The organism is Bradyrhizobium lablabi (assembly GCF_900141755.1).
GTDB lineage: Bacteria > Pseudomonadota > Alphaproteobacteria > Rhizobiales > Xanthobacteraceae > Bradyrhizobium > Bradyrhizobium lablabi_A.
In genome coordinates, this window is the sequence record NZ_LT670844.1 from 6,062,110 (window position 1) to 6,088,069 (window position 25,960).

Genomic DNA, 25,960 nt, shown 5'->3' on the forward strand with positions numbered 1-25,960 from the left:
GCACGGCTTCCGCTTCCTAACGCGAGGCAAAGGATTATCGGGTGTACTACATCGATCTGGCCGTAACCGGCATCAGCTTCGGCTGCATGTATGCGATGATGTCGGTCGGCCTGACGCTGGTCTATGGTCTCCTGCGCATCCTGCATGTGGCGCATGCCGCGGTGTTCGCATTGGGCGCCTATGTCACAGTCCTCGTCGCCAACGCGACCGGCAGCATCGCGCTCGGCTTTCTTGCCTCCATCATTGTCACGCCACTGTTTGGAATGGCGATCTATCGCTCGCTGTACGAGCCGCTGCTGAAATACCGGCCCGACGTGCCGATGATCGCCTCGGTTGGGTTATTGGTTCTGATGCAGGACGCCTTCCGCATCCTGTTCGGCGAGCAGGGTGTTACATTTCGCAGGAACGCCTTCGCGTTCACGACCTTCAATTTCGCCGGCGTTACCGTGAGCGCGGTCCAGATCGCAATCGTGATCACGGCCGCGGTGGTGTTTCTGGGCCTGCACCTCTTCACCACCCGGACCCGGATCGGCATCGGCTGGCGCGCCACCGTATCCAGGCCGCAAATCGCAGCGAGTTTCGGCATTGATCCGATCAAGGTGCGCTATCTCAATTTTGCAATAGGCTCGGCCCTTGCCGCGGTGGCCGGTGGATTGGTCGCGCTGATGAACAATCTGGTCGATCCCGGGATCGGTTTTGTCGTCAGTTACAAGGCGCTCGCCATCATCGTCCTCGGCGGGCTTGGCAGCGTGCGCGGCACGTTGATCGCAAGCCTTGTATTGGGACTGGTCGAAGCCTACGGCACGATTTTCATCGGGGCCTGGCTCGATCGCGACGCGATCGCCTTCCTGGCCCTCATTGTGCTGCTGATGCTACGCCCGCAAGGGTTCACCGGAGCGCGCACGGCATGAGCGCGTATGAGATCAGCATCGTTTCGATCATCGGCATCAACGTCATTCTGGCCGTCAGCCTGAATATGATCAGCGGTTTCTGCGGGCAGATCAGTCTTGGCCACGGCGCTTTCTTCGGCGCCGGCGCCTATGCGGCGGCATCCGTAATGGTCGGCACCGGCAGCGTCCCGCTCGCCATCCTCGTGGCCCTGATCACGGGCAGCCTGCTCGGCGTCGTCGTCGGCTTTGCCTCATTGCGCGTGCGGGCGGATTTTCTCGCCGTCACCACCATCGGTGTCAATTTCCTGTTCGTCGGTTTTGTCCGAAAGCAGGCGTGGCTCGGCGGCGAGATGGGAATCAGCGGCATCCCCGCGACAGGCCTCGGCGCCTACGGCAACATGATCATGATTCTGCTGTTCGCCGGCGCAACGATCGCCCTGAGCTTCTATGTCAGCCGCTCCTGGATGGGTTTTGCGTTCCGGGCCGTTGGCGAGGATGAAGGAGCCGCCGCCACCCTCGGCATCAACGCCAGCGCCTACAAGCTGGCGGCGTTCGGCATCGGGACCGCGCTTGCCGGCCTTGCCGGTGGTCTCTACACATTCTTTACCCAGTTCATTACCGCCGATGCGTTCGACTTCATCTTCTCGGTGATGTTGATGGCGATGGTCGTGATCGGGGGCATCGGGTCCACCTGGGGCGTCGTGATCGCCGCCGTCGGGCTGACGCTGTTGCCCGAGGCCATTCGCTTCGTGAACGATTATCGCTTGCTGGTATTCGGCGGGCTACTCGTGCTCGTGATCCGTCTGGCGCCGGGTGGCCTCGCGGCCATGATGCAAAATCTCTTCCTGCGGAAGAGGCAATCATGAGCGCGGCGCTGCAACTCGACGATGTGGCGATCCGCTTCGGTGGCGTGCAGGCCGTCGATGGGGTGTCGTTTGCCATTGAGCAGGGCGATTTCGTCGGGCTGATCGGGCCGAACGGCGCCGGCAAGACGACGCTGATAAAAATTATCGCGGGCATCCTGCGTCCCGATCGGGGACGGGTCCGGCTTTCGGGCATCGATGTCACCGCGTACGCGACCGCGGCACGGGTGCGCCGTGGCCTCGCACTGACGCACCAGATCGTGCGGCCGTTTCGCGAGATGACGGTTCTGGATAATGTTGTGTTGGGCGCGGGTTATCGCCGCACCTCCAATCCATTCGGCGCCATGCTCTCCACCGACAGGCGCCACGAAATCGAGCGTGCCGCGCACATTCTCGCGCAGGTCGGATTGGCCGGGACGGAAAACAAGCCTGCCGGCTCGTTGCCGCTCGGTCAGATGAAACGGCTCGAAGTCGCGCGCGCGCTCGCTGTCGATCCACAAGTGATCCTGCTTGACGAGCCGTTGGCCGGACTGAACCATGCCGAGGCGGCGAGGCAGGTCGAGACCATTGCCGAGGTTCAGGGACGGGGCATCACCGTGGTGCTGGTCGAGCACAATCTGGAAGAAGTGATGCGGATCTGCCGCCGCCTGATCGTGTTGAACAACGGCAAAGTCATTGGCGACGGCAAGCCGCGCGAGGTCATGGCCGATCCGGTCGTGCATGACGCCTATGTCGGAGGTGGGATGGTGGCGCATGCTGAAGGCTGACAATTTGAGTTGCGGTTATGGTTCGGTGGAAGCCGTGCACAACGTCTCCTTCGACGTCCCGGCTGGTTCGGTGTTCGCATTGCTCGGCCCCAATGGAGCGGGCAAGACCTCGACCATCATGGCGATCATGGGGCATGTCGACATTCACGGCGGCAGCATTGTCCTTGATGGCGATGACATCACCCGCCGTCGCGCCATCGACCGCGTCGGTCTCGGGATTTCGCTGGTGCCCGAAGGGCGTCAGCTATTTTCCGATCTCACGGTGGATGAGAATCTGACCGCAGGCGGTTACGCGCGTCCGATCAGCCGCGACGCCGCCAAGCGCGACCGCGTATTCGGCTATTTTCCGCGGCTCTATGAGCGACGTACCCAGCTGGCGGGCTCGCTGTCCGGTGGCGAGCAGCAGATGCTGGCGATCGGCCGCGCGCTGATGGCCGAGCCGCGCCTGTTGCTGGTCGATGAACTGTCGCTTGGTCTGATGCCGAAGATGGTCGATCTTTGCCTGGACGCGCTGCTTCAGCTGAAGCGCGAAGGCCTGACCATCGTGCTGGTCGAGCAAAACACCGCGCGTGCGCTCGATGTGGCGGATCAGGTCTGCGTGCTGTCGTCAGGTGTGCAGGTATACCGGGGCACGGCGGCGGAGGCCAAAGCCGCCGGCTCGATGTTCGCAACCTTCCTTGGCATGGACGAGCCGGTCTAGTCATTATTTGAATGTGCCGCGTGGCGGTCGAAAGGAAAAACAATGGCGCGAATGCTGACGGCGGAAGATGTGGAAGCAGGGCTTGTCGGCGGATTGTTCCTGTCGGCGGGGGGCAGCGGCAAGAATGCGGTCGAAAAGAACCGTGGCCTGGGGCGCATGGCGCTGGACTATGGTGGTGTCCGTCTGGTCGGGCTTGACGAGCTTGATCCCGACGCGACGATCATCACCGCGACCGCGGTGGGTGCACCGGGCTTCGCCAATTGGGCGATCAAGCCGCGAGACTCCATCAACGCGGCACAACGGCTCGTCGAAAAGCTCGACAAGCCGCCGGTCGGCGTTATCTGCGGCCATGTGCCGGGCTTCAATGCGTGGCTGGTCGCTGCCGCACTCGGGCTCGACTATGTCGACGCCGCATCGAACGGCCGCGGACATCCGACGGTGAAGATGGGCGGCATGGGGCTGGCGTCACGGCTCGATCTTTCGATTACCCAGATCGCGAGCAGCGGCAGCAAGGCCGAAAATTCGGAGTTCGCGATCTCAGCGGAAGGCGACATTGTCCGCACCTCGAACGTGATGCGGCAGGCGGCGGTGATCAATGGCGGGCTGATCTATGCCGCGCGCGGTCCGCTGACGGCAGGCTTTATCAGGGAGAACGGCGCCGCGGGCGCGATCACCTTCCAGCTCGATCTCGGCCGCGCCATGCTCGCGGCCAGCGGTGCCGATCACATCCGTGCGACAGTCGAATTCCTTGGCGGCGAGTTGCTGGTCGACGGCGAGGTCACGCAGAACACCGTGGCCTATGGCGGCGGCTTCGATCTCGGCCAGATGACCGTTCGGGGCAAAAACGGCGAGGCCGTGCTCGGCGTCTACAACGAGTTCATGACCGCGGATTTCGCAGGCAAGCGCGTGGCGACCTTCCCGGATATGATCGGAACGCTCGATCCGCAAACAGGAGAGGTGGTCTCGATTTCGGAGTCCAAGCCCGGCAGCCGCGTCGCCGTCATCATCGCCCATCGCTCGAAATTCCCGGTCGGCAAGGGCGCGCTCGATCCGGCGGTCTTTCCCGAGGTGGAAAAGGCCATGGGTGTCGATATGCAGTCGTATCTCTGACAAAAGGCAGGAAACAATCATGCTGCGTCTCTACGATAGCCGGTTGTCCGGCAATGCCTGGAAAGTGCGCATCCTGCTCACGCAACTCGGCATTCCCTTCGAACGGATCACGCTCGATCTGGCCAAGGGCGCGGCCGCTGAGCCTGCGTTTCGCGCCAAGAGCCGTTTCGCACGCGTTCCCGTGCTTGAGCTGGAGGATGGCCGCACCATCGTGGAGTCAGCGGCGATCATGCTTTATCTGGCGGAAGGCTCGCCGCTGCTGCCGGACGATCGCTATCTCCGTGCCGAAGTCACGAGCTGGCTGACGTTCGAGCAGGCGGACCTGCTGCGTGCGTTGGCGCTTCCGCGGTTCTACAACATGCGCGGCATCGCCGATCAGATGAAGGGTCGGATCGCCGATTTCCAGGAAGGTGCCTATGCAGCACTGGCCAAGCTCGACGACTGGCTTGCGACGCATGACTGGCTTGTCGATAACAGTTACACCATCGCCGACATCGGCATGTTTGGCTATGTATCGATGGCGCCGCAGGGCGGCTACGAGATGGAAAGATTTCCCGCGATCGGCGCGTGGCTTGCGCGGGTCAAGGCACAGCCCGGCTGGGTCCCTTTGGTCGAGGAGGCGTGAGCGATGGATATTCCCGTGCGTCGTGGCAAGGAAGTCAAGGCGGGGCGCGGCAATGTCCTGCGCTGCAAGGGCTGGCGGCAGGAGGCCATCCTGCGTCTACTGGAGAATAACCTCGAGAACGGTGAGGATCCCGACAATCTCGTGATCTACATGTCGATCGCGCGCGCGGCGCGCGACTGGAAGAGCTTTGATCGTATCGTCGCGACGCTATCGACGATGCGGGAAGATCAGACGCTGGTGATGCAGTCGGGCAAGCCGATCGGGGTGTTTCCCGGGCAGGCCACGACGCCGCTGGTCATCATGGCCAATGGCAATATCGTGGGCGAATGGAGCCAGGAAGAGAGCCGGCGCAAGCTCGACGACATGGGGCTCACCATCATGCCCGGCATGACGGCCGCGGCCTGGCAATATATCGGCAGCCAGGGAATCCTGCAGGGCACCTACGAGACCTTCATGGCGATCGCGCGCCAGCATTTCGGCGGCACGCTTGCCGGCCGGCTGCTGCTCACATCCGGTTGCGGCGGCATGAGCGGCGCGCAGCCGCTCGCCGGAAAACTCGCCGGCGCATCGACGCTGGTGATCGAGGTCGATCAGGCGCGCATCGATCGCCGCATCGCCAGCGGCTATTGCGACGCCACAACCGACAATCTCGATGACGCGATAGCGCAATGGCAATCCGCGCGTGACGAGCGGCGTCCGCTGGCGCTGGCATTGTGCGCAAATTCGGCCGTCGTACTGCCGGAACTGATAAAACGCGGCATTCTGCCCGATATCGTCACGGACCAGACCTTTCCCGATCCCTTGAAGGGCTACGTTCCGGCGGAGCTGTCACTCGACCAGGCGCGCGCGATGCGGACCAGCGATCCAAATGGGCTGATCGCGCTGGCGCGGAAATCCGTTGCCATCCACGTTCGCGCGATGCTGGGATTCATGGATCGCGGCGCGATCGTGTTTGAATACGGCAATAGTCTGCGGGCCGAGGCAAAGGCCGCCGGCGTCGAAGACGCGTTTCGGATGCGCAGCTTTGTCGACCTCTACATCCGTCCGCTATTCTGCGAAGGAATAGGGCCGTTCCGCTGGATCGCGGTCTCCGGCAATCCGCAGGACATCTATACCATCGATGACATGATCCTGGAGACATTTTCGTCCAACCATCCGATTTCATCTTGGATCGGAAAGGCTCGCGAGCATGTTCAGTTCACCGGCCTGCCGGCGCGGATCGGTTGGCTCGGCTATGGCGAGCGCAGCCGTTTGGCGCTGATGGTCAACGAAGCCGTGGCAAGCGGCAAGATTTCCGCGCCTGTTGCGTTTACCCGCGACCATCTCGATTCAGGTTCGGCGGCGCTGCCGCATCGCGAAACCGAAAACATGAAGGACGGCTCCGACGCCATCGCCGACTGGCCGATCCTCAACGCGCTGTTGAATTGCTCGTCCGGCGCCGATCTCGTCGCCATTCACGGCCTTGGCGGACGTGGCGTCAGTGCCGGCGTAACCATCGTCGCGGACGGCAAGCCTGAGACCGCCGAGCGGCTCAAGCGTGTGCTGGATGGCGATCCCGGCATCGGCGTGCTGCGTCACGCCGACGCCGGATACGACATCGCGATCGAGCAGGCCGAACGCACCGGCCTGTCCGCAACGGTGCCGCTGGGGTTGCCTTCTTAAGCCGCTTTCTAACCACGTCATGGCCGGGCTCGTCCCGGCCATCCACGTCTTTCTTGCTTTTCCGCCGGTAACACGTGGATGCCCGGGACGAGCCCGGGCATGACGAGTTTCACTAAACCACAGAATCCATTGGCCGCATTTTCAGTCACACTCGAAGGGCGCTGCCGGTTTGTTGACTTCCCCGGGCAGCGCAATAATGTATAGACATAATGCGCTTGCTAGCCGCGGGCCCGCGGGGCCTGGCGAGGAGGTCCACTGTTGCCGCCGATTTACATCGCCTATCTGAACCGCCTCGACATCGAGGAACTTAGGATCACCGACGACGAAATATTGTCGGCGATCGAGGCGAGCCTTGCCAGCCAGGGGCGGGGTGAGACGGTGATCGAACCTCGGATGCATCTCGAACCCGGGGTCGCCAACGGTCATTTCAACGTGCTGCGCGGCGCCATCCGGGAGCCGATCGATAGCGCGGGCGTCAAAGTGGTCGGCGACTTTGTCGATAATTACAAACTCGGCTTTCCCTCTGAACTGGCGATCCTGGCCCTGTTCGATCCGCGCACCGGCGCGCCCAAGGCGATTCTCGATGCCAGCGGTATCACCGACATGCGCACCGGCGCCGTCACTGCGATCGGCGCCAAGCATCTGGCGCGGAAGAACTCAAAGGTCCTCGGACATATCGGCGCGCGCGGCACCGCCTATTGGAACGTGCGCCTGCTCAATCATCTCTTTGATTTCGACGAGATCCGCGTTCACTCCCGACGCGAGGAAAGCCGCAACGCGTTCGCCGATGGGCTGAGCCGGGATCTCGGCAAGAAGGTAGTGGCGACCGCCGACTGGCGGAGCTGCGTCGAAGGCGCCGACATCGTGGTCGAGGCCTCGCGGCTTTCGGAGCCCACGCCACTCTTGAAGACCTCCTGGATCAAACCCGGCGCGTTTGTGGTTCCTTACGGCACCATGAGCGCCATCGAATTGTCGCTGACCGACATCATGGCAAAACTCGTCGTCGACGATTGGGGGCAGTGCAAGGGCGGCAAGTTCGGCAGCCTGCGGGCCCATGTCGAGGCCGGCAAGCTGTCGGAGGCGACCTTGCACGCCGAGCTCGGGCAGATCGTGGCCGGCCTGAAGCCGGGACGGCAAAATGATGCCGAGACCAACCTGCTCTGGCACCGCGGTCTCTCTTTGTCGGATATCGCCTTGGGCCACGCCATGCTGGAGAAATCGAAGCGGCTCGGCATCGGGCAGCAGCTTCGTTTCGCGTGAGCTGACGCCATGCCGTGTGTCGCCAATGCGCGGATGTATTCGGTCAATCCGCCGGCGGCAGCGGCCTGGAAGGAATTGTTCGAATGGGTCGCGCGCGAAAGTGGCGTCGATCTGCGCGCGATCGACCACGCGTTTCCCGCGCCGCTGGCCGAACTGTGGTCTCGCCCCGATCTCGGCTGCGCCTTCATGTGCGGCTTTCCTTATAAGCTCGCGAAATATCCGCCACGGCCGGTCGTAGCGCCCATCCCGCTCGGTGGGCCGGTGCCCGGAAGGGCGGTCTATGCGACGCGTCTCGTTGTGAAGGCAGATTCTCAATTTTGGTCGCTGCAAGACACCTTTGGTGGCCGGCTCGGCTATACCGCCGAGGACTCGCATTCCGGCTACAACGCGTTGCGGCATCATCTGTTGCCGTATTGGCAGCAAAACGGCGGCAAGCTCCTCTATCGCGAGAGCATCGGTCCGCTCACCACGCCGCGGCGTGTGATCGAAGCTATTCTCGCCGGCAGTATCGATATCGGACCGCTCGACTCTTATGCGCTGGACCTGATGCAGCGTCACGATCCTGATCTCGCCGCGCAGATCAGGGTGGTCGCGACGACGGATAGCGCGCCGATTCCATTTTTGGTCGCGAGCCGTGAATGTCCCGAAGAGGTGGTGGAATCGCTGCGGACGGCGCTGCTGAAGTTTGGCGAGGTTGCGGCTTGCGGCGGTCTCAGGGAACGGCTCCGCCTGCAAGGTTTTGCGCCGGTCGCCATTGCGGATTACGATTTGATGCTGCGTTGGGACGCCGACGCGCGCGCCGCGGGGTACGCGCATCCCGGCTGACGGCGGCGCCTTCTATTTTGATGCGCGCTGTTCCCTCAGCCAAACCAGATAGCAGTGCTTTGTTGCCGGCAAGATCCGAAAGCCAGTCGTCGTTCGGCTGAGAACGGCCGCATCGCCATGATCCAGCGTTGTGCTGTCCTGTCCAAAATTTATCGTCGTCGCACCGTCGAGCGACAGCACAACGGCGATGTCATTGTCGCCGAACTCACACGGCGTTGATTTATCGATGCGTACTAGCCGGTGGCGGAAGCGGCCGCGTCTCGTCATCACATTGAGGTCGGTGATCTCGCCCGCCGTCAGTCGCGCGGACGTCGGCGTGTCGCCGGGAAAACTGACCGGGTCCGATCCGCTCGAGAGCATCACAGGCGCATCTTTGCCTGTTATCAGCACCAAACCGTTTCCCTTGACGACGGCGAGGGTGCGATCGATGCCGATAAAATCGGAAAATGGTCCGTCAGAGGCGACCCGCGCCATGCTGACACGCCAGTCGAAAGCTTCCAGCGAGGCGCCGGTCGGGCCGATCGCGATCTCCGTGGTCGAGCCGCCGCCGTTCTTCCACGGTGTCGTCTTGCAGTCGCCGGCGCGAATGATCCGCATCGCGGTGGTCAGGCGAGAGCAGGCAGGTCGAGACCAAATTGCCGCGCGCAGTCGATCGCGATGTCGTAGCCGGCATCGGCATGACGCATCACGCCGCTCGCGGGGTCGTTCCACAAGACGCGAGCGATCCGCGCGCTGGCCTCCGGCGTGCCGTCACAGACGATCACCATGCCGGCGTGCTGGGAAAAGCCCATGCCGACGCCGCCGCCATGATGCAGCGACACCCAGGTGGCGCCGCTGGCGCAATTGAGCAGCGCGTTGAGCAGCGGCCAGTCGGAGACGGCGTCGGAGCCATCGCGCATCGATTCGGTCTCGCGGTTGGGCGAGGCGACCGAGCCGGAATCGAGATGGTCACGGCCGATGACGACGGGCGCCTTCAACTCGCCTTTGGCCACCATTTCGTTGAAGGCGAGGCCGAGGCGATGGCGATCGCCGAGCCCGACCCAGCAGATGCGCGCCGGCAGGCCCTGGAATGCGATACGTTCGCGCGCCATGTCGAGCCAGTGATGCAGCGCCGCGTTGTCCGGCAGCAATTCCTTGACCTTGGCGTCGGTGCGATAAATATCCTCGGGATCGCCCGACAGCGCCGCCCAGCGGAACGGGCCGACGCCACGGCAAAACAGCGGCCTGATATAGGCCGGCACGAAACCCGGAAAATCAAAGGCGTCCTTGACGCCTTCCTCGAACGCCATCTGGCGAATGTTGTTGCCGTAATCCACCACCGGAATGCCCATGCGATGAAAATCCAGCATGGCGCGGACGTGTTCCGCCATCGAGGCCCGCGCGGCACGGGCGACGCCCTTCGGATCGGTCTCGCGGCGCGCTTCCCATTCGCCTGACGTCCAGCCCTTCGGAAGATAGCCGTTGACGGGATCGTGCGCCGAGGTCTGGTCGGTCACAGCATCAGGGCGCACGCCACGCCGCACCAGCTCGGGAAAAATGTCGGCGGCGTTGCCAAGGAGGCCGACCGAAACCGGCTTGCGGTCGCGGCCCGCTTGCTCCATGAGCGCGAGAGCTTCATCGAGGCTTGCGGCTTGCCGGTCCAGATACCGCGTTCGCAGCCGCATCTCGATCCGCGACGGCTGGCATTCGACGGCAAGACATGACGCGCCAGCCATGACGGCGGCGAGCGGCTGGGCACCACCCATGCCGCCAAGCCCGGCGGTGAGAATCCATTTTCCGCTGAGATCGCCGCCATAATGCTGGCGGCCCAGTTCGACGAAGGTCTCGTAGGTGCCCTGAATGATTCCCTGGCTGCCGATGTAGATCCAGGAGCCGGCGGTCATCTGGCCGTACATCATGAGACCTTTGCGGTCGAGCTCACTGAAGTGTTCCCAGTTGGCCCAATGCGGCACCAGGTTGGAATTGGCGATCAGGACCCGCGGCGCATCGGCATGGGTGCGAAATACGCCGACCGGTTTGCCCGACTGCACCAGCAGCGTCTGATCGCCTTCCAGCCGCTTCAGCGTCGCGACAATGCGATCGAAGCTTTCCCAATCGCGTGCCGCCCGCCCGATGCCGCCATAAACCACAAGCTCGCTCGGCTTTTCCGCAACGTCGGGATCGAGATTGTTCATCAGCATCCGCATCGGCGCTTCGGTGAGCCACGACTTGGCCGATAGGTTGCTGCCGTGCGCGGCGCGGATAACGCGGGCATTGTCGATGCGGGTCATGGCTGAATTCCTTATTGAATTCTTTGGGCGGCAATCATGTCAGGTGCGGGACGAAGCAGGGTGGGACGTGCCCCGCCACACCCGGGCGTGAAGCGGATTGAATCCCATTCGGTAGACGAGCTCGGCCGGCCGCTCGATATCCCAGATCGCAAGATCGCAGGACTTGCCGGCGTCCAGGCTTCCGGTTTGTTCGAACAGCCCGAGCGCCCGCGCCGCCTCACGCGTTACCGCGGCAATACATTCGTCGACGGTGAGGCGGAACAAGGTCGCGCCCATGTTCATCGTCAGCAGCAGCGAGGTGAGTGGCGACGTGCCCGGGTTGCTATCGGTCGCCAGCGCGATCGGCACGCCATGGCGGCGCATCGCCTCGATCGGCGGTATCTGATGCTCGCGGATGAAATAGAACGCACCTGGGAGGACGACGGCGACGGTGCCGGCCCGCGCCATCGCCGCCACGCCATCTTCATCGGCATATTCGAGATGATCCGCCGAAAGCGCGCCGAACCGCGCGGCGAGCGCCGCGCCGTGCAGGTTCGATAATTGATCGGCATGCAGCCGAAGGGGAAGGCCGAGCGCTTTCGCTTTGGAAAATACCTGCGCGGTCTGTTCCACCGAGAAGGCAATGCCCTCACAGAACGCATCGACCGCGTCCGCAAGACCTTCGGCGGCTATCGGCGGTAGCATCTCATTGCAGACCTTATCGATATAGCCTTGCTTGTTTCCCGCCATCTCGGAGGGAACGGTGTGCGCGCCAAGAAATGTCGTTCGTACCGATATCGGGCGTTCACCGGCAAGACGACGCGCGGCTTGCAGCTGGCGGCGCTCGGTAGCGAGTTCGAGGCCGTAACCCGACTTGATCTCGATGGCGGTCACGCCTTCCGCGATCAGGGCGTCGAGCCGCGGCAATGCCGTTGCCACGAGTTCGTCGGTGCTTGCCTGCCGCGTTGCCTTCACCGTCGAGACGATGCCGCCGCCGGCGCGCGCGATCTCTTCGTAACTCGCTCCCGCCAGACGTTCCTCGAACTCGTGGGCGCGATTGCCGCCGTAGACTAAGTGAGTATGGCAGTCGATCAGGCCGGGCGAGATCCAGCGGCCGTCGCAATCGGTCCGCTGTTTTGCGTCAAGCGCGGATGGCGCGTCCGCCGCAGTGCCCGCATACACGATGCGGCCATCCCTGGCGGCGATCAGGCCATCATCGATCAGCCCGAGGCCCTGGCGCGAAGGCGACAGCGTCGCAAGACGGCAGCGCTGCCAGATGTGATCGACGAGGGTCATGAGAGCTGGCGGCCCATTTCCTGTGGCGAGGCTCGTACAGTGGCTTGGCAAGCCCGTTTATTTGTCTATACATATTATAGCGATCCAAAACTGTCCAGAGTTTCGCAGCTGATGATCGGGAGAAGGGTGTGAGCGGACTGTTCTTTGAGCAAGCGCTGCTGCCGCAAGGCTGGGCCCGCGCGGTCCGGATTGTGCTCGATCAGGGCCGGCTCTTAAGCGTCGAGGCGAATTCTTCAGCACGACCCGGCGACGAGCGCCACCGGATCGGACTTCCCGGCATGCCCAATCTGCACAGCCATGCGTTTCAGCGCGGCATGGCAGGCCTGACTGAAATCAGAGGCGCGACGGCTGACAGTTTCTGGACCTGGCGCGAACTGATGTACCGCTTCGTCGGCCGCATGACCGCCGACGACATCGAGGCGGTGGCGGCGCAGGCCTATGTCGAGATGCTGGAAGCGGGCTTCACCCGGGTCGGGGAATTTCACTACATCCATCATGACGTGTCGGGCGCGCCCTATGGCAATATCGCCGAACTGGCCGAGCGCATCGCGGCTTCGGCGCAGTCGAGCGGCATCGGCCTGACCCTGCTGCCGGTATTTTATGCCCACGCAGGTTTCGGCGGTCGTGCTCCCGACCCGGGCCAGATGCGTTTCATCAACAGCATCGATGGATTTTCGCGGCTGCTGGATGCCAGCCGTCGTGCCGTGGCCGGACAGCAGGGCGCGGTAGTCGGGCTCGCGCCGCACTCGTTGCGCGCGGTGACGCCGGAGGAGCTCAATACAATTCTGAAGCTCAACGGGAATTGTCCCGTTCACATGCACATTGCCGAACAAATCCGCGAAGTCGACGAATGCGTCGCATGGAGCGGCCAGCGGCCGCTGCAATGGCTGTTCGATCATGTCGCGGTCGATTCCCGCTGGTGCCTGATCCATGCGACGCATGCGACCGCCGACGAGATCGGCCGGCTGGCGAAAAGCGGCGCGGTGGCCGGATTGTGCCCGATCACCGAGGCCAACCTCGGCGATGGCACCTTCAACGCCCCGGAGTTTCGCGATCGCGGCGGCAGATTCGGCATAGGTTCGGATTCCAACGTGCTGATTGGCGTCACCGACGAACTACGGCAGCTCGAATATTCGCAGCGCCTGGCGCATCAGGCTCGCAATGTCGTGGCGGGGACTTTGGCGTCTACCGGCCGCACGCTGTTCGAAAGTGCGCTCAACGGCGGCTCTCAGGCTCTCGGTGTGGCGACCTCTGGCCTGACCGCGGGCGGCTTCGCCGACATCGTCAGCCTTGACGCGCACGACGTCGCATTGGCTGGCCGATCCGGCGACGCCATTCTCGACAGCTGGATTTTTGGCGCCGGCCGCTCGCTGGTCGATTGCGTCTGGGCGCGCGGCCGCAAGATCGTAAAGGACGGTCGGCATCATGCCCGGGAGACGATCGCGCTTCGTTTTCGTCAGACGCTGGAAGGACTGCTGGCCGCATGAGATTGGAACCGAAGCCGGGCGTGCAGGGTGCGGCGCTCTATCAGCGCATCCGCAACGACCTGGAGGGCAGGATCATGTCCGGCGCCTGGCCGCCCGGGCATCGCGTGCCGTTCGAGCACGAATTGATGGCAACCTATTCGTGCTCCCGCATGACGGTCAACAAGGTGCTGTCGGCACTCGCCGACGCCGGCCTGTTGGTGCGCCGGCGCAGGGCAGGGAGCTTCGTGTCGCGCCCGCGCGTGCAATCCGCTATCCTGCAAATTCCCGATTTGAAGGCGGAAGTCGAGAAACGCGGCGAACGCTACGGCTATCGCCTGCTCGAACTGCGCAAGCGGCCGGCCTCCGTGCACGACAAAGCGCGCCTCGGCGTCGGCGGTCGCGCGACAATATTGGCGCTGCGCTGCCGCCATGAAGCCGAAGGCCAGCCTTTCGCGATCGAGGATCGGCTGATCAACGCGCAGGCGGTGCCGGAGGCGCTCAAGCAGGATTTTTCGATCACGCCGCCGAACACCTGGCTTGTCGGCCACGTGCCCTGGACCGAGGCCGAGCATCGCATCACCGCGTGCAACGCCGACAAGGCCGTCGCGGCGGATCTCGGGATCGAGCAGGGCGCCGCTTGCCTTGTGCTTGAGCGCCGGACCTGGCGCAATGGCGAGCCGATCACCGCGGTGCGGATTACCCATCCTGGACAGCTCTACGATTTGATCGCCCGGTTCACGCCGACCGGCTGAACCGCGGGGGATCGTTCTTTTCGGCCGAGCTATTTTTTTCCGGCGCGCTCGACGAAATCGTTGGTCCACAGATCGTTCTGCGACGCGGCGGAATCGAAATCCTTGCCGAAATTGGTGCCGACCTCTCTGGAAAACACCAGCTGGTTCTGGAATGCTTGCACATCGAGCTTGCCGCCGCCTGCAACGCCGCTGTCGAGCGCCTTGATAGCGGCGACGATCGCCGCCGGATCGGCTTTGGCGAAGAATTGCTTTTGGATCGCCAAGGCGGCCGGCTCCGGATCGGCCACCAGCGCGGCGCTCGCCGCCTGCATCGCCCGCACGGTCTTGACGATCAGCTCGGAGGCCTTGTCGTCGATCGGCTTTTTGGCGACCAACACCAGATAGGGTTGATTGGCAAGCAGCGGAAACTCGTCGCCAAGCGAAATCAGGATCGTCCCGGCGCCCGACTTGTTGGCCAGATAACCTTCGGGCGGCGACAGCACGAAGGCGTCGATGCGCTTGTTCTCGAGCGCCGCCTGGAGCGCGGGCGGGCTGCCGACCTGCGCGATCTTGATGTCACCCTTCGGATCGAGGCCGCCTTTGGCCGCCAACCAGCGCGCCGCGGTTTCTTGGGTGCCGCCGACCGCGGCGACGCCGATGGTCGCGCCCTTCAGTGCCGCGATGCGCTGTTGCAGTGGATCGCCCGGCTTGACGCCGGATTTCTCCAGGAAGGATGGCGCGACCACGACTTCGAGCGTCACTTTCGACATCAGGCTGTAGACGATTTCAAACGGCTGGCCCTTGGCCACGGCGCGCAGCGCCGATTCCGTGCCGACGGCGGCGAGGTCGACGTCACCGGCGTCGAGGGCGGCGAGCGCGGCCGGGTCGCCGCCGGGCGACACGATCGCGGTAGCGCTCAGGCCTTCAGCGGCGAACGTATTCAGGGCGCGTGCGGCCCAGACCGGTAGGAAGCTCAACGACGCAAAACCCTGGGCGATGCGCACGCTCTGCTCGGCGGATGCCAGCGCCGGAAGCAACGACAATAGCGCCGCAAGCGCCGCCGCGCGGGTCAGCCTGTGGATTGAACGCATGCTGTGCTCCTGCTTTAAGGATCGTTCGATTCTAGATGTCGCTGGGTGCGAAAGCCGTTGGAGTTTTCCAGCGAAGCAATCGTCGTTCCAGCCGGCCGGCAAGGAAATTGGCAGCGACTACAAAAGCCAGCAGGATGACTATTCCGGCGAACACGCCCGCCGGATCGTAGGTCGAGGATGCTTCATGGATGAAAAGGCCAAGTCCCTGAACCGACGAGGTGAATTCGCCGACGATCACGCCGATCACGCTATAGGGCACTGCCATGCGCATGCCGAGCAGGACATAAGGCGCCGCCGCGGGAAAATACACATGATAAGTAAGCTGACGCTGGTTGGCGCCCATCACCAGCGTGAGATTGACCAATTCGCGGTCGACGCTGCGGACCCCGGTATAGACGTTATAGAACACGAGGAAGAACACCATGATCGAGGCCAGCGCCACCTTCGATCCGATGCCGATGCCGAACCAGATGATGAAAAGCGGCGCCAGCGCGATCTTCGGGATGCCGTAAAACGCCATGACGTAGGGTTCGAAGATATTGGCGAGACGCGGCGAGCGGCCGAGCGCATAACCGCCGAGGATTCCGCCGGCGACGCCGATCACATAACCCAGCACCAGTTCCTCACCCGTGGTCCACAGATGCGGATAGATCTCGCCGGATGCGAACAGTTCGTAGAGCCGTACCGCCACCGCGGTCGGCTTGCTGACGTAAATCTCCTTGATCAGGCGGCCCGATGCAAACTGCCAGAACGCCAGTATCGCAAGGCCCGGCAGCAGCCTCGCCAGAGCCCGCCCCGCTTTGCCTGCCAGCGATCGCCGCCTCGTGGCTGACGTTCCGGCGCCGCTTGGCTGGTCGGCCGTGGTGGCGAGGTCGTTCATGGGCCGATCCCTCGTCTCAATGCGTGCGTTGCCGGATGCCGATCTGCGAGCGGAATACGCTCCAGACCGCGTCATAGGCAGCATCGAAGCCCAAGTTCTTGAACGGCTCGAAGACATTGCGCGGTCGCGGCAAATCGATCGCGATATTGGCCAACAGCGTCGATGGCCGCTGGCTCATGATCGCGACATTGTCGGCGAGCAGCACCGCTTCGGTAATATCGTGGGTGACGAATAGGATGGTCGCGCCGGCGTCGCGTGACTGCCGCTGCAAATCGTCCTGCATCACCATCCTGGTCTGCGCGTCCAGCGCCCCGAACGGCTCGTCCATCAGGATCACGTCGGGCCGGTACACCAGGGTGCGGGCGATCGATCCGCGCTTCTGCATGCCGCCGGAGAGCTGGTTGGGAAAATATTGTTCGAACCCGGCAAGCCCGACGGCATCGAGCGCCGAGGCGACCCGCTCACGACGCTCGGCCGCGGCGATGCCGCGCAGCAGCAGCGGAAGCTCGACGTTTTCCGCCAGCGTCTTCCAGGGAAACAATTGCGCCTGCTGCGGCACGAAGCCGACTTCGCGGTTGACCGCATCGATGACAGTGCCGCGATGGCGCACGATGCCGCGCGTCGGCGCCAGCAATCCGGCCGCCATTTGCAACAGCGTACTCTTGCCGCAGCCGCTCGGCCCGATCACCGCGACGAATTTTCCGCCTCCGACGTCAAGGTCGATGCCGTCGATCACCCGGACGCGAGGGCCTCCGCTAGGTGCGGGAAACTCCTGCCGGATGTCGTTGAACGAGAGCACTGCATCAGTCATGTCGAGCCCGCCTCACGGGAGCATCATGTCTAGACATAAACCATTTGTCTAGACATAATGAAAAGGGGACGCCGCTTCGCAAGTGGAGATGATAGGCATCGGTTGTCTAATTGCGAGGCATATGCGAGCCCGCCCTTGATTCAGGGTACAAGATCAGATTCCACGAGCCCGACCTGTCAAAAGCTAACCGGAGCGATGGATGTCTTGCACGCTTACGCGGCGGTGTTACCGGTATGGAAGCCGGAGTTAGCAGGATGGATCGTTTCAACCTTGGCAGCCATACCAGGATTATTTCTACAGGCTCGCCGGAAGCGCAGCGCTGGTTCAACCTGGGTTTGAACTGGTGCTTTGCCTTCAACAAGTCGGAGGGGGTCAAGTGCTTTCAAAAGGCGCTTGAATTCGATCCCGAATGCGTCATGGCCTATTGGGGAATCGCCTACGGTTCCGGACCTTTTTACAACATGACGTGGCGCGACTACAGTGAGGAAGAGGCCAATAACGCGACCAGAACAGCCTACCAGCATATCCAGATCGCGCGCGGCCTGACGCACCGGGCGACGGAGCTGGAAAATTGGCTGGTCGAGACGCTGGCCCGCCGCGTTCAGAAGCCGCATTTTGTTGCGCCGGTAGAGTTTGATCGCTGGGACGATGACTACGCCGCGGAACTGCGCAGGGTCTATCATCAACATCGCGACGATCACGATGTGGTGGCGCTGTTTGTCGAGGCTTTGATCATTCGAACGCCACGACGCTTGTGGGATGTCAAAACCGGATTGCCCGCGAAGAATTCAGACGTGATCGAAGCGCTCGAAGTGTGCGAACGCGCGATCGAGGCGACCGACCGAAACGGGCTAAACAAGCATCCGGCGCTGGTGCATTTGCATATCCATATTCTTGAAACGTCAAATGAACCGGAACGCGCGGCGAGCTCGGCGGTCGCCCTCGCCACGATGTGCCCGGACGCGGGGCATATGAACCATATGCCAGGGCATGTCTACGTGCTGTGCGGCGAATACCAGAAGGCAAAAATCGCCAGCACGAGGGCGATAGCGGGAAACGACATCTATCTCGCTTACGCCGGAGCGCTTACGCCCTACACCACGGCATGCGCGCACGACCTTCTGTTGATGATGCATGCCTGCATGTTCATGGGCAGATATGAGGACTCGATCGCGGCGGCGAATAAATTGCGCGGCATGCTCACGAAAGAGGTTCTCAGCGTCAAAGGCCGCCCCAAATTTTCCACGAGCCTCGAAGGTTATTATTCGATGACCGTGCACGTGATGGTGCGTTTCGGACGCTGGCAGGAGATTATCGACGCGCCACTGCCTGACGATCCGGAGCTGTATCTGGTTTCCACCACGATGCACCACTACGCGAAGGGCGTCGCGCACGCGGCGCTGAAGCGGTTCGACGACGCCGACCGGGAGCGCCAACTCTTTCACGACAGCGTCAGGCGCATCCCACCGGAACGAAAAGTCTTCAATAATACCGCCCGCAGCATATTGGCGGTCGGCGAGAAGATGCTGGACGGCGAGCTCGAATACCACAAAGGCAATCATGAACTGGCCTACGCCCATTTGCGGGAAGCCGTCGATAGAGACGACAATCTCGAATACATCGAGCCGTGGGCCTGGATGCATCCGCCGCGGCATGCGCTTGCGGCTCTATTGGCTGAGCAGGGCCATTACAGCGAGGCTGAAGAGGTCTGCCGCGACGATTTGGGCCTGAGCGGCCGAATTCAACGGTGCGCACAGCATCCGGATAATGTTTGGGCGCTCCGCGGTCTGGCGGAATGTCTGCAGCAGCGTGGCGAGGTCGAAGAATTGGCGGTCGTGCAACGAAGGTTGGCGTCCGCGATGGCCCTTTCGGATGTGCCGATCATGTCTTCCTGCATGTGCCGGACGACGGTTCGGACCGAAAAGCCGGACGGCTGTTGCGCGCAAGCGGATGGACGCAATTGACTGCCGGTGGCTTGAAACTTGCTAACGTTTGACTTTTGACGTTTGACGTCTTCGTGCTCGCGCGAGTGTCGTTCATATCAGGAGATAGAAATGCCTTTCGATTTGGTGCTGCGCGGCGGCCGGGTGATTGATCCCTCTCAGAAGCTCGATGCCGTGACCGATGTCGCCTTCGCCGCCGGCAAGGTGGTTGCGGTCGGAAACGAGCTCAAGGCCGATCCCGGAACCGATGTGCGCGACGTGTCCGGTTACATCGTCACCCCCGGCCTTATCGATCTGCACACCCACGTCTATTGGGGCGGCACTTCGCTCGGCATCGACGCCGAGGAGTTCTGCCGCACTTCGGGCGTCACCACGGCGGTCGACACCGGCAGCGCCGGCCCGGGTAATTTCGCGGGTTTTCGGAAGCACGTGATCGAGCCGAGCCAGGTTCGCATTCTCGCCTATCTGCACGTCTCGCACGCCGGTATCTTCGGCTTCTCGCATCGGGTCATGGTCGGCGAGAGCGAGGAGCTTCGGCTGATGAATCCGGTCGATGCCGTCAAGGTGGCGGACAACAACCGCGACCTCATCGTCGGCATCAAGGTGCGGGTAGGCCTTCACGCCTCGGGCACTTCCGGGATCGTGCCACTCGAAATCGCGCTTGAGGTCGCAGACGAAGTCGGTATGCCGCTGATGGCGCATATCGACCATCCGCCGCCGAGCTACGAGGACGTGGTCGCCCGGCTCCGTCCAGGCGATGTTCTCACCCACGCATTCCGGCCGTTTCCCAATTCGCCTGCCACCGCCCAGGGCACTGTGAAGAAGGTGGTGCGAGAGGCGCGCGAACGCGGCGTGTTGTTCGACATCGGCCACGGCAAGGGCTCGTTCGCCTTCAAGACCGCGCGGGCGATGCTCGCCAACGGCTTCTCACCGGACACCATCTCTTCCGACGTCCACCTCCTATGCATCGACGGCCCGGCCTTCGATCAGGTGACGACCATGTCCAAGTTTTTGTGCATGGGCATGCCGCTCGGCGATGTGGTCGCGGCTTCGACGGTCAATGCGGCGATGGCGCTGCGGCGTCCCGAACTCGGCAGCCTCAAGCCGGGCAGCGTCGGCGACGCCACCGTCGTCTCGATCAAGCAAGGCCAGTTCGACTACGTCGACGTCGTCGGCGAGCACCTGACCGGTGACCGCAAGATCGTGTCCGAAGGCGTCGTCATTGGCGGCCGTTGGTGGCACCCGAAGGAATCGTCGAAATTCAGGGAGCTCGCAGGTTAGGCTGGGGCTCCAAGCGATTGTTAGCGATTGCGATCATGAGAATGTCCCGAGTTGACTAGGCAGTATGGCGGTGAGCAACGCTGGAGACGTACGACCGTCCGCGTGCAAGGCCCAAAGCCTCATGGCCTCGATATCAGGCGCGAGGTAGCGGTCGCGTTCGAGGAAGGCAACTCTTGAGCGGATGGCATCGAACTCCGCCTCGAGGAGCGGTGAACTCTTCAGGGGGCGCTTTAACTCGATGCCCTGTGCGGCAGCCATCGCTTCGATCCCGACCACGACGGCTGTGTTGTTCACCATGTCGCCGAGCCGGCGCGCCGCGTAAGTTGCCATCGATACGTGATCCTCTTGATTGGCCGAAGTCGGGAGACTGTCGACACTCGCGGGATGGGCAAGCGACTTGTTTTCGGATGCGAGTGCGGCGGCCGTAACCTGCGCGATCATGAATCCGGAATTGAGACCTCCATCACGAACCAGGAATGGCGGCAGGCCCGATAATGTGCTGTCGACGAGCAGCGCGATCCGCCGCTCCGCCATCGCGCCAATCTCGGATATCGCGACCGCAAGAATATCCGCGGCAAAGGCAACGGGCTCAGCGTGAAAATTGCCGCCGGAGATCACCTCAAAGGTCTCGGCAAAGACCAGCGGATTGTCTGACGCTGCATTGGCCTCGATCGCCAGCACGCGCGCCGCGTGCGTCAGGCTGTCGAGACATGCGCCCATCACCTGCGGGATGCAGCGAACCGAGTATGGATCCTGCACCCGTCCGCAGTTGGCGTGAGACGGCACGATCTCGCTGCCTTCGAGAAGCGCAAGCATCGCGGCCGCAACGGCTATCTGCCCAGCCTGGCCGCGCGCCTGATGGATTCGCGGGTCGAAAGGTTTGATGGAACCCTGGATGGCTTCGAGCGAAAGCGCCCCCGAAATCAACGCCGACGCCAAGACATCTTCCGCGCCGAACAGGCCGGCGAGGGCGAGAGCCGTCGATACCTGCGTGCCATTGAGCAGAGCCAGGCCCTCCTTGGCGCCCAGCACAAAGGGCTCCAGCCCGACCAGTGCCATGGCGTCGGTCCCGCTCACGCGTTTTCCGTCGGCGGTGAGGGCTTCGCCTTCACCGATGAGCACACACGCCAGATGCGCAAGGGGGGCCAAGTCCCCGGATGCTCCGACCGATCCCTTTGCCGGGATGCGAGGCGTGATGCCCGCGTTGAGAAGCGCGAGCAGCGCATCGACCAGTGCCGGCCGTACGCCAGAGTGCCCGCGCGCCAAACTCACGACCTTGGTCGCGAGCACCAATCGGACGACGGCAGGCGGGAGCGGCTCCCCCGTGCCGACGCTGTGCGAAAGCACAAGATTGCGTTGCAGTTGCGCCAAATGGTCGTTGCTGATGCGCGTGCTCGCCAGCTTGCCGAAGCCGGTGTTGATCCCATAGACGACCTTGTCTTTGTCGACGATGTCCTGGACGGTTGCCTCCGCGGCCTGCATGGCCGGGGCGACCGAAGGGTCCAGCGAGAGCGCAACGCCACCGGCATGGATGCGTCTGAGAAGCGGTAGGTCAACAGCACCTGGCTTCAGTACGGCGGTGTTCCGGAAGGCGGGGTTGATTGAGGTCATAGCATCGTTGTCTATGCAGGGTGAAACGTAGGAAACCGAGAGTTCAGGGCTCTGCGGCTACCGGAACTGCGCCCTGGAGCGCATCATCAATTCGCCCCGCAAATCGCCATGAGAACTATAGCAGACGGATCGTTTTCATGCATGCCGCGAAACCTGAGAATGTCTGTTCCGCTGGGGAAGACAGGACGTTATCGGCCAACGGTCAAAACGGTGCCTTGACCCCCTGGCTTGTCTCAAAGGTGCCGCGAAGCGGGCATCAGCGCTTCGCGTCCGAACTGGCGCACGATGCACTTGCCCGCCAACGGGACGCACAAGATGAGATCATCGCTGTCGATCTGGGCGGCCCTGCGCTCGACGTGAATGCCTGAGCAAGCCGTCAATGCGAGCCCAAGCCCCGGCAACCTTCGCAGCAGGCTCCGGCAATGGAACGGACTACCGGGATGCGGCTCGAGGTCGTGCTTGACGATCACGCGCCCGTAGACCTCGCGCATGAATGCGAGCCGATCGCGCTCCGCCACTTCATCGCTGGAAAACCAATGAGCGTGAAAATCACCCCGCGGCCGACGTCATTGAGTGCCCCTCTCGAACTTCATTGAGTGCCCGTTTCGCCATCTGTGTCGCCCACCGGCCACAGCAGGTTCAAAACAGCCGGAAGAGCGTCATCGCCGTGACCACCGTGAAGCCGGCGAGCACGAGCATGGCAGTGGCACCAAGTAACAGCCTTTTCATTAGGAATCTCCGACGGGATCGGAGGCAACCTAGCTCCGCCAATGGTGGCTGGCTTGGACCATGCGGAAACGACTCCAGGACGCAGCGGAAGTTCTGTCTGTTTTGAACCTGCTGTGGCCGGCGGGCGACACGGGTGGCGAAATGGCACTCAATGAAGCTCGCGAGGGACGCTCAGTGACGCCCTGGCGGCGTTTGCTTGACTGAAGCCAGCAGCGGTCGTCAAAGGCGGGATTGCTACTTGCAGGTCAGTCTTCACCTCGCCCACCGCCGATCCGAACGGCGTTGACGGTTTTCCTTACAGCGGGCGCGCCACAGGGCGGCGGCAATTCCGGCTTTGTCCGCTGATCCTCATGGACGCCGGCCGCTGGGCGGTCGCTGAGTGCCCCTCTCGAACTTCATTAGAGTTTCGGCGACATCGGACATCGCCGCCTTCGCCTGCTCAGTTCCTTCCGCGCTTCGCCGCCTCCCGCGCCTCGGAGGGTGAGGCAGCGTAGCGGCGACGGAAAGTTCGATTGAAATAGGACAGGTCCCCGAAGCCGTTCGCGAAGGCGATGTTGCTGATCGGAAGGTTGGCAACGCGCGGATCGATCAGCGCGGTGTGGGCACGAGCGAGGCGCTCGCGGAGCACGAATTCCGAGAACGTCAGGTTTTCTTTTTCGAACAGCATGCGCACGTAACGCGGCGTGACATGATGACGCCCTGCAATGACGTCGATCGTCAGATCGCTGCGTCCGAGATTCTCGGTGATATCGGCCATGATCGCGCTCAGCCGCGCAGCCGGGACGCCGCGGCCTTTCGCGACATGCGCCGCGTCGCGCGTCACCCCGAGCGTAAGCGCCACCAGATCGTATACATGCGCGACGATGAGATGCCGCGTGTCCGGCAGTTGCAATGCATCCGTCGTCTGAAGAAACTCGGCGTACTTCAAGAGCAATCGCAACGGTTCGGTATCGGCTGGAATGACGCGAACGAGCGCCGCATCAAGATCGACGATCATTGGCGCGAGCGCGCTGACCGGAACGCGGATGTGGAGCAGGCGCGAACCGGGATCGTAATCGCACGAGGCGGCGTCGGAGCTTCTGGTCACCGCGAGCTCGCCCGCGCCGGCCACCGCTTCGCGTCCGAACTGGCGCACGATACTCTTTCCCGCCGATCTGACGTGCAACACGAGATCATCGCTGTCGATCTGGGCGCGCGAGCGCTCGGTGTGAACGCCTGAGCAATCGATCGATGCGAGCCCGAGGCCCGGCAACCTTCGCAGCACGGTTCGGCAACGGAATGGACTGTCGGCGTGCGGCTCGATGTCGAGCTTGACGATCACGCGCCCGTAGACCTCGCGCACGAATGCGAGCCGATCGCGCTCCGCCACGTCATCGCTGGAAAACCGATGAACGTGAAAATCACCCGCGGCCGATGTCACTGAGTGTCCCTCTCGAACTTCATCGAGTGCCCATTCGCCATCTGTGTCGCCCGCCGGCCACAGCAGGTTCAAAACAGCCAGAACTTCCGCTGGGTCCTGGGGTCGTTTCCGCATGGTCCAAGCGGGGCACCATTGGCGGAGTTAGGTTGCCTCCCATCAGTGGGAGATTCTGGATGAAAAACCTGATACTTGGCGCCACCGCGATGCTCGCGTTAGCAGCCCCCCGCGCCACGAATAAGGTGTGGCCCGGCAGGGTCGCTGGACGCCGTGCGCGTTGGTGCGCTCTGATATTTTCCGCGGCAGTTGCGGTGGCCCTGCTGGGGCCTAGCGGCTCCGAGGTTTCTGTTGCTCGATGGCAACGCTCGATCCGGAAACGGCATTCAGTTCGTCCAGGTCCAAGCGCCGTTTCGCCCGCGGCAAAGCGGCCGATGACGGGTGCATGCAAGAATGCAGCTTGGACTCTCCGCAGGATAGGAGTTGCATTCATGAGTGGGCTTGGTTGGCTTTCAGCAAAGCGTGCATTGAAAAAACCATTGCTCGCCGGTGGGGCGCTGCTCGCCCTTGTCACGACCGGTGGAAGCCAGGCACTCGCCTCCGCCGGCTGCGATGCGGTGAACGCGGGTGCATTCAACGTTCATTTCACGCAGCCCAACAGCCCCAGCATGAATATAGCCGGTTTCGCCATAGGGGATAAAATCACATTCAATCTAACCGGGGCCGAGCCTTCCGGCGGGGCTAATGCGTTTGTCGTGGCAGAACCCAATAACACTGTTCTTCTAAATGTCAGCGACATCATGAGTCCTCGGTCCTTTTCAATACCTGTAAGTGCTGTCACTGGAACGACCTTGCAAGCTTTGCCACAAACTCAAGGCAAGGCGACGCTCGGCGTTACGGCCGCCTGCACCCCGGCGGGCTCCGGCGGCGCTGGCAATACCGACGGCAGCAGCTGCACGCTGTGCAAGTCACAAAGACAGTCGCAGCGAATTTGGGGGCGGCGATCTCGGTCGCCATCGACGCGATCAGCGATGCTTTCACCTCAGCCGGCGGCACGCTGATCGCAATTGTTCCCGACGGCTTCACCATGACTTCGCCGCCGCATCGCAGTCGGGGTGGCGCGCCGGACCGATGAAGCGTTCTTGTCCGCTCGGCTATTCAGGCAACGTCATCACCAAGACGCGCTGGGCGGTGCCCGATCACGATTTGAGGTGGAGCAGGCGCGAACCGGGATCGTAATCGCACGAGGCGGCGTCGGAGCTTCTGGTCACCGCGAGCTCGCCCGCGCCGGCCACCGCTTCGCGTCCGAACTGGCGCACGATGCCCTTTCCCGCCGATCTGACGTGCAACACGAGATCATCGCTGTCGATCTGGGCGGGCGTGCGCTCGGTGTGAATGCCTGAGCAATCGATCGATGCGAGCCCGAGGCCCGGCAACCTTCGCAGCACGGTTCGGCAACGGAACGGACTGTCGGCGTGCGGCTCGATGTAGTGCTTGACGATCACGCGTCCGTAGACCTCGCGCACGAATGCGAGCCGATCGCGCTCCGCCACGTCATCGCTGGAAAACCGATGAACGTGAAAATCACCCGCGGCCGATGTCACTGAGTGTCCCTCTCGAACTTCATTGAGTGCCCATTCGCCATCTGTGTCGCCCGCCGGCCACAGCAGGTTCAAAACAGCCAGGACTTCCGCCGGGTCCTGGCGTCGTTTCCGCATGGTCCAAGCCAGGCACCATTGGCGGAGCTAGGTTGCCT

At 62.8% G+C, this 25,960-nt stretch carries 24 protein-coding genes; 14 read left to right on the forward strand and 10 right to left on the reverse strand.

Annotation, left to right across the window (positions count from 1 at the left end; genetic code table 11):
* Positions 1 to 41 precede the first annotated feature (41 nt).
* The 9 genes from B5526_RS28150 to B5526_RS28190 all read left to right on the forward strand — a co-directional run bounded on the left by B5526_RS28150 (position 42) and on the right by B5526_RS28190 (position 8,702).
* Positions 42 to 911: a branched-chain amino acid ABC transporter permease gene (locus tag B5526_RS28150; RefSeq protein WP_079543045.1), complete on the forward strand. Its 870-nt coding sequence runs from the start codon at positions 42 to 44 to the stop codon at positions 909 to 911.
* Positions 908 to 1,756, forward strand: coding sequence for a branched-chain amino acid ABC transporter permease (locus B5526_RS28155; RefSeq protein WP_079543046.1), 849 nt, complete (start codon positions 908 to 910; stop codon positions 1,754 to 1,756). Before B5526_RS28150 ends, B5526_RS28155 begins: the two co-directional genes overlap by 4 nt.
* On the forward strand, positions 1,753 to 2,520 hold the full coding sequence (locus tag B5526_RS28160; RefSeq protein WP_079543047.1) for an ABC transporter ATP-binding protein: 768 nt from the start codon (positions 1,753 to 1,755) through the stop codon (positions 2,518 to 2,520). Before B5526_RS28155 ends, B5526_RS28160 begins: the two co-directional genes overlap by 4 nt.
* Positions 2,507 to 3,220 (forward strand): ABC transporter ATP-binding protein, encoded by a 714-nt coding sequence (locus B5526_RS28165; protein WP_079543048.1) that lies wholly within the window; start codon positions 2,507 to 2,509, stop codon positions 3,218 to 3,220. The genes B5526_RS28160 and B5526_RS28165 overlap by 14 nt, the downstream gene beginning before the upstream one ends.
* A gap of 42 nt (positions 3,221 to 3,262) precedes the next feature.
* Positions 3,263 to 4,330: an S-methyl thiohydantoin desulfurase domain-containing protein gene (locus B5526_RS28170; protein WP_079543049.1), complete on the forward strand. Its 1,068-nt coding sequence runs from the start codon at positions 3,263 to 3,265 to the stop codon at positions 4,328 to 4,330.
* Between the two features lie 19 nt (positions 4,331 to 4,349).
* Positions 4,350 to 4,955: a glutathione S-transferase family protein gene (locus tag B5526_RS28175; protein WP_079543050.1), complete on the forward strand. Its 606-nt coding sequence runs from the start codon at positions 4,350 to 4,352 to the stop codon at positions 4,953 to 4,955.
* A 3-nt stretch (positions 4,956 to 4,958) separates the two neighbouring features.
* A complete protein-coding gene (locus B5526_RS28180; protein ID WP_079543051.1) occupies positions 4,959 to 6,617 on the forward strand; it encodes a urocanate hydratase in 1,659 nt (552 codons plus the stop codon).
* A gap of 258 nt (positions 6,618 to 6,875) precedes the next feature.
* Positions 6,876 to 7,877, forward strand: coding sequence for an ornithine cyclodeaminase family protein (locus B5526_RS28185; RefSeq protein WP_079543052.1), 1,002 nt, complete (start codon positions 6,876 to 6,878; stop codon positions 7,875 to 7,877).
* 9 nt (positions 7,878 to 7,886) lie between these two features.
* Positions 7,887 to 8,702, forward strand: coding sequence for a phosphate/phosphite/phosphonate ABC transporter substrate-binding protein (locus B5526_RS28190; RefSeq protein ID WP_079543053.1), 816 nt, complete (start codon positions 7,887 to 7,889; stop codon positions 8,700 to 8,702).
* A 12-nt stretch (positions 8,703 to 8,714) separates the two neighbouring features.
* Here the strand turns inward: B5526_RS28190 and B5526_RS28195 are convergent, their stop codons facing one another.
* Genes B5526_RS28195 through hutI form a run of 3 tightly spaced genes read right to left on the reverse strand, consistent with a single transcriptional unit; the run spans position 8,715 to position 12,247 of the window.
* A complete protein-coding gene (locus tag B5526_RS28195) occupies positions 8,715 to 9,299 on the reverse strand; it encodes a HutD/Ves family protein (RefSeq protein ID WP_079543054.1) in 585 nt (194 codons plus the stop codon).
* Between the two features lie 8 nt (positions 9,300 to 9,307).
* Positions 9,308 to 10,972: a urocanate hydratase gene (gene hutU / locus B5526_RS28200; RefSeq protein ID WP_079543055.1), complete on the reverse strand. Its 1,665-nt coding sequence runs from the start codon at positions 10,970 to 10,972 to the stop codon at positions 9,308 to 9,310.
* 39 nt (positions 10,973 to 11,011) lie between these two features.
* Positions 11,012 to 12,247, reverse strand: a complete 1,236-nt coding sequence (gene hutI / locus B5526_RS28205) for an imidazolonepropionase (protein WP_079543056.1) — start codon at positions 12,245 to 12,247, stop codon at positions 11,012 to 11,014.
* 128 nt (positions 12,248 to 12,375) lie between these two features.
* Between hutI and B5526_RS28210 the strand changes: the two genes are divergently transcribed.
* Entirely contained in the window at positions 12,376 to 13,734 is a 1,359-nt protein-coding gene (locus B5526_RS28210; RefSeq protein ID WP_079543057.1) for a formimidoylglutamate deiminase, read from the forward strand.
* Positions 13,731 to 14,465 (forward strand): histidine utilization repressor, encoded by a 735-nt coding sequence (hutC, locus tag B5526_RS28215; protein ID WP_079543058.1) that lies wholly within the window; start codon positions 13,731 to 13,733, stop codon positions 14,463 to 14,465. The genes B5526_RS28210 and hutC overlap by 4 nt, the downstream gene beginning before the upstream one ends.
* Before the next feature lie 29 nt (positions 14,466 to 14,494).
* On the opposite strand, the gene B5526_RS28220 is transcribed toward hutC, so the two are convergent.
* Genes B5526_RS28220 through B5526_RS28230 form a run of 3 tightly spaced genes read right to left on the reverse strand, consistent with a single transcriptional unit; the run spans position 14,495 to position 17,226 of the window.
* Positions 14,495 to 15,535 (reverse strand): ABC transporter substrate-binding protein, encoded by a 1,041-nt coding sequence (locus B5526_RS28220; protein WP_079543059.1) that lies wholly within the window; start codon positions 15,533 to 15,535, stop codon positions 14,495 to 14,497.
* A gap of 31 nt (positions 15,536 to 15,566) precedes the next feature.
* Positions 15,567 to 16,415 carry an ABC transporter permease gene (locus B5526_RS28225; RefSeq protein WP_172842124.1) on the reverse strand — a complete coding sequence of 283 codons (849 nt, stop codon included), beginning with the start codon at positions 16,413 to 16,415 and terminating at the stop codon, positions 15,567 to 15,569.
* A 16-nt stretch (positions 16,416 to 16,431) separates the two neighbouring features.
* Complete coding sequence (locus tag B5526_RS28230; protein WP_079543061.1) at positions 16,432 to 17,226, reverse strand: ABC transporter ATP-binding protein; 795 nt, start codon at positions 17,224 to 17,226, stop codon at positions 16,432 to 16,434.
* A gap of 254 nt (positions 17,227 to 17,480) precedes the next feature.
* On the opposite strand from B5526_RS28230, the gene B5526_RS28235 reads away from it, so the two are divergent.
* Together B5526_RS28235 and B5526_RS28240 are read left to right on the forward strand one after the other, a co-directional pair.
* Complete coding sequence (locus B5526_RS28235) at positions 17,481 to 19,190, forward strand: tetratricopeptide repeat protein (protein ID WP_079543062.1); 1,710 nt, start codon at positions 17,481 to 17,483, stop codon at positions 19,188 to 19,190.
* A 90-nt stretch (positions 19,191 to 19,280) separates the two neighbouring features.
* Complete coding sequence (locus tag B5526_RS28240; RefSeq protein WP_079543063.1) at positions 19,281 to 20,450, forward strand: amidohydrolase/deacetylase family metallohydrolase; 1,170 nt, start codon at positions 19,281 to 19,283, stop codon at positions 20,448 to 20,450.
* A 33-nt stretch (positions 20,451 to 20,483) separates the two neighbouring features.
* Here B5526_RS28240 and hutH read toward each other — a convergent pair whose 3' ends face one another.
* The 3 genes from hutH to B5526_RS28255 all read right to left on the reverse strand — a co-directional run bounded on the left by hutH (position 20,484) and on the right by B5526_RS28255 (position 24,210).
* On the reverse strand, positions 20,484 to 22,061 hold the full coding sequence (hutH, locus tag B5526_RS28245; RefSeq protein WP_079543064.1) for a histidine ammonia-lyase: 1,578 nt from the start codon (positions 22,059 to 22,061) through the stop codon (positions 20,484 to 20,486).
* Between the two features lie 233 nt (positions 22,062 to 22,294).
* On the reverse strand, positions 22,295 to 22,552 hold the full coding sequence (locus tag B5526_RS28250) for a hypothetical protein (RefSeq protein WP_154071501.1): 258 nt from the start codon (positions 22,550 to 22,552) through the stop codon (positions 22,295 to 22,297).
* Between the two features lie 677 nt (positions 22,553 to 23,229).
* Entirely contained in the window at positions 23,230 to 24,210 is a 981-nt protein-coding gene (locus B5526_RS28255; protein ID WP_172842125.1) for an AraC family transcriptional regulator, read from the reverse strand.
* A gap of 485 nt (positions 24,211 to 24,695) precedes the next feature.
* Between B5526_RS28255 and B5526_RS38005 the strand changes: the two genes are divergently transcribed.
* Positions 24,696 to 25,265 carry a hypothetical protein gene (locus B5526_RS38005; protein WP_154071502.1) on the forward strand — a complete coding sequence of 190 codons (570 nt, stop codon included), beginning with the start codon at positions 24,696 to 24,698 and terminating at the stop codon, positions 25,263 to 25,265.
* A 138-nt stretch (positions 25,266 to 25,403) separates the two neighbouring features.
* On the opposite strand, the gene B5526_RS28260 is transcribed toward B5526_RS38005, so the two are convergent.
* Positions 25,404 to 25,922, reverse strand: coding sequence for a hypothetical protein (locus B5526_RS28260; protein WP_079543067.1), 519 nt, complete (start codon positions 25,920 to 25,922; stop codon positions 25,404 to 25,406).
* Between the last annotated feature and the right edge of the window lie 38 nt (positions 25,923 to 25,960).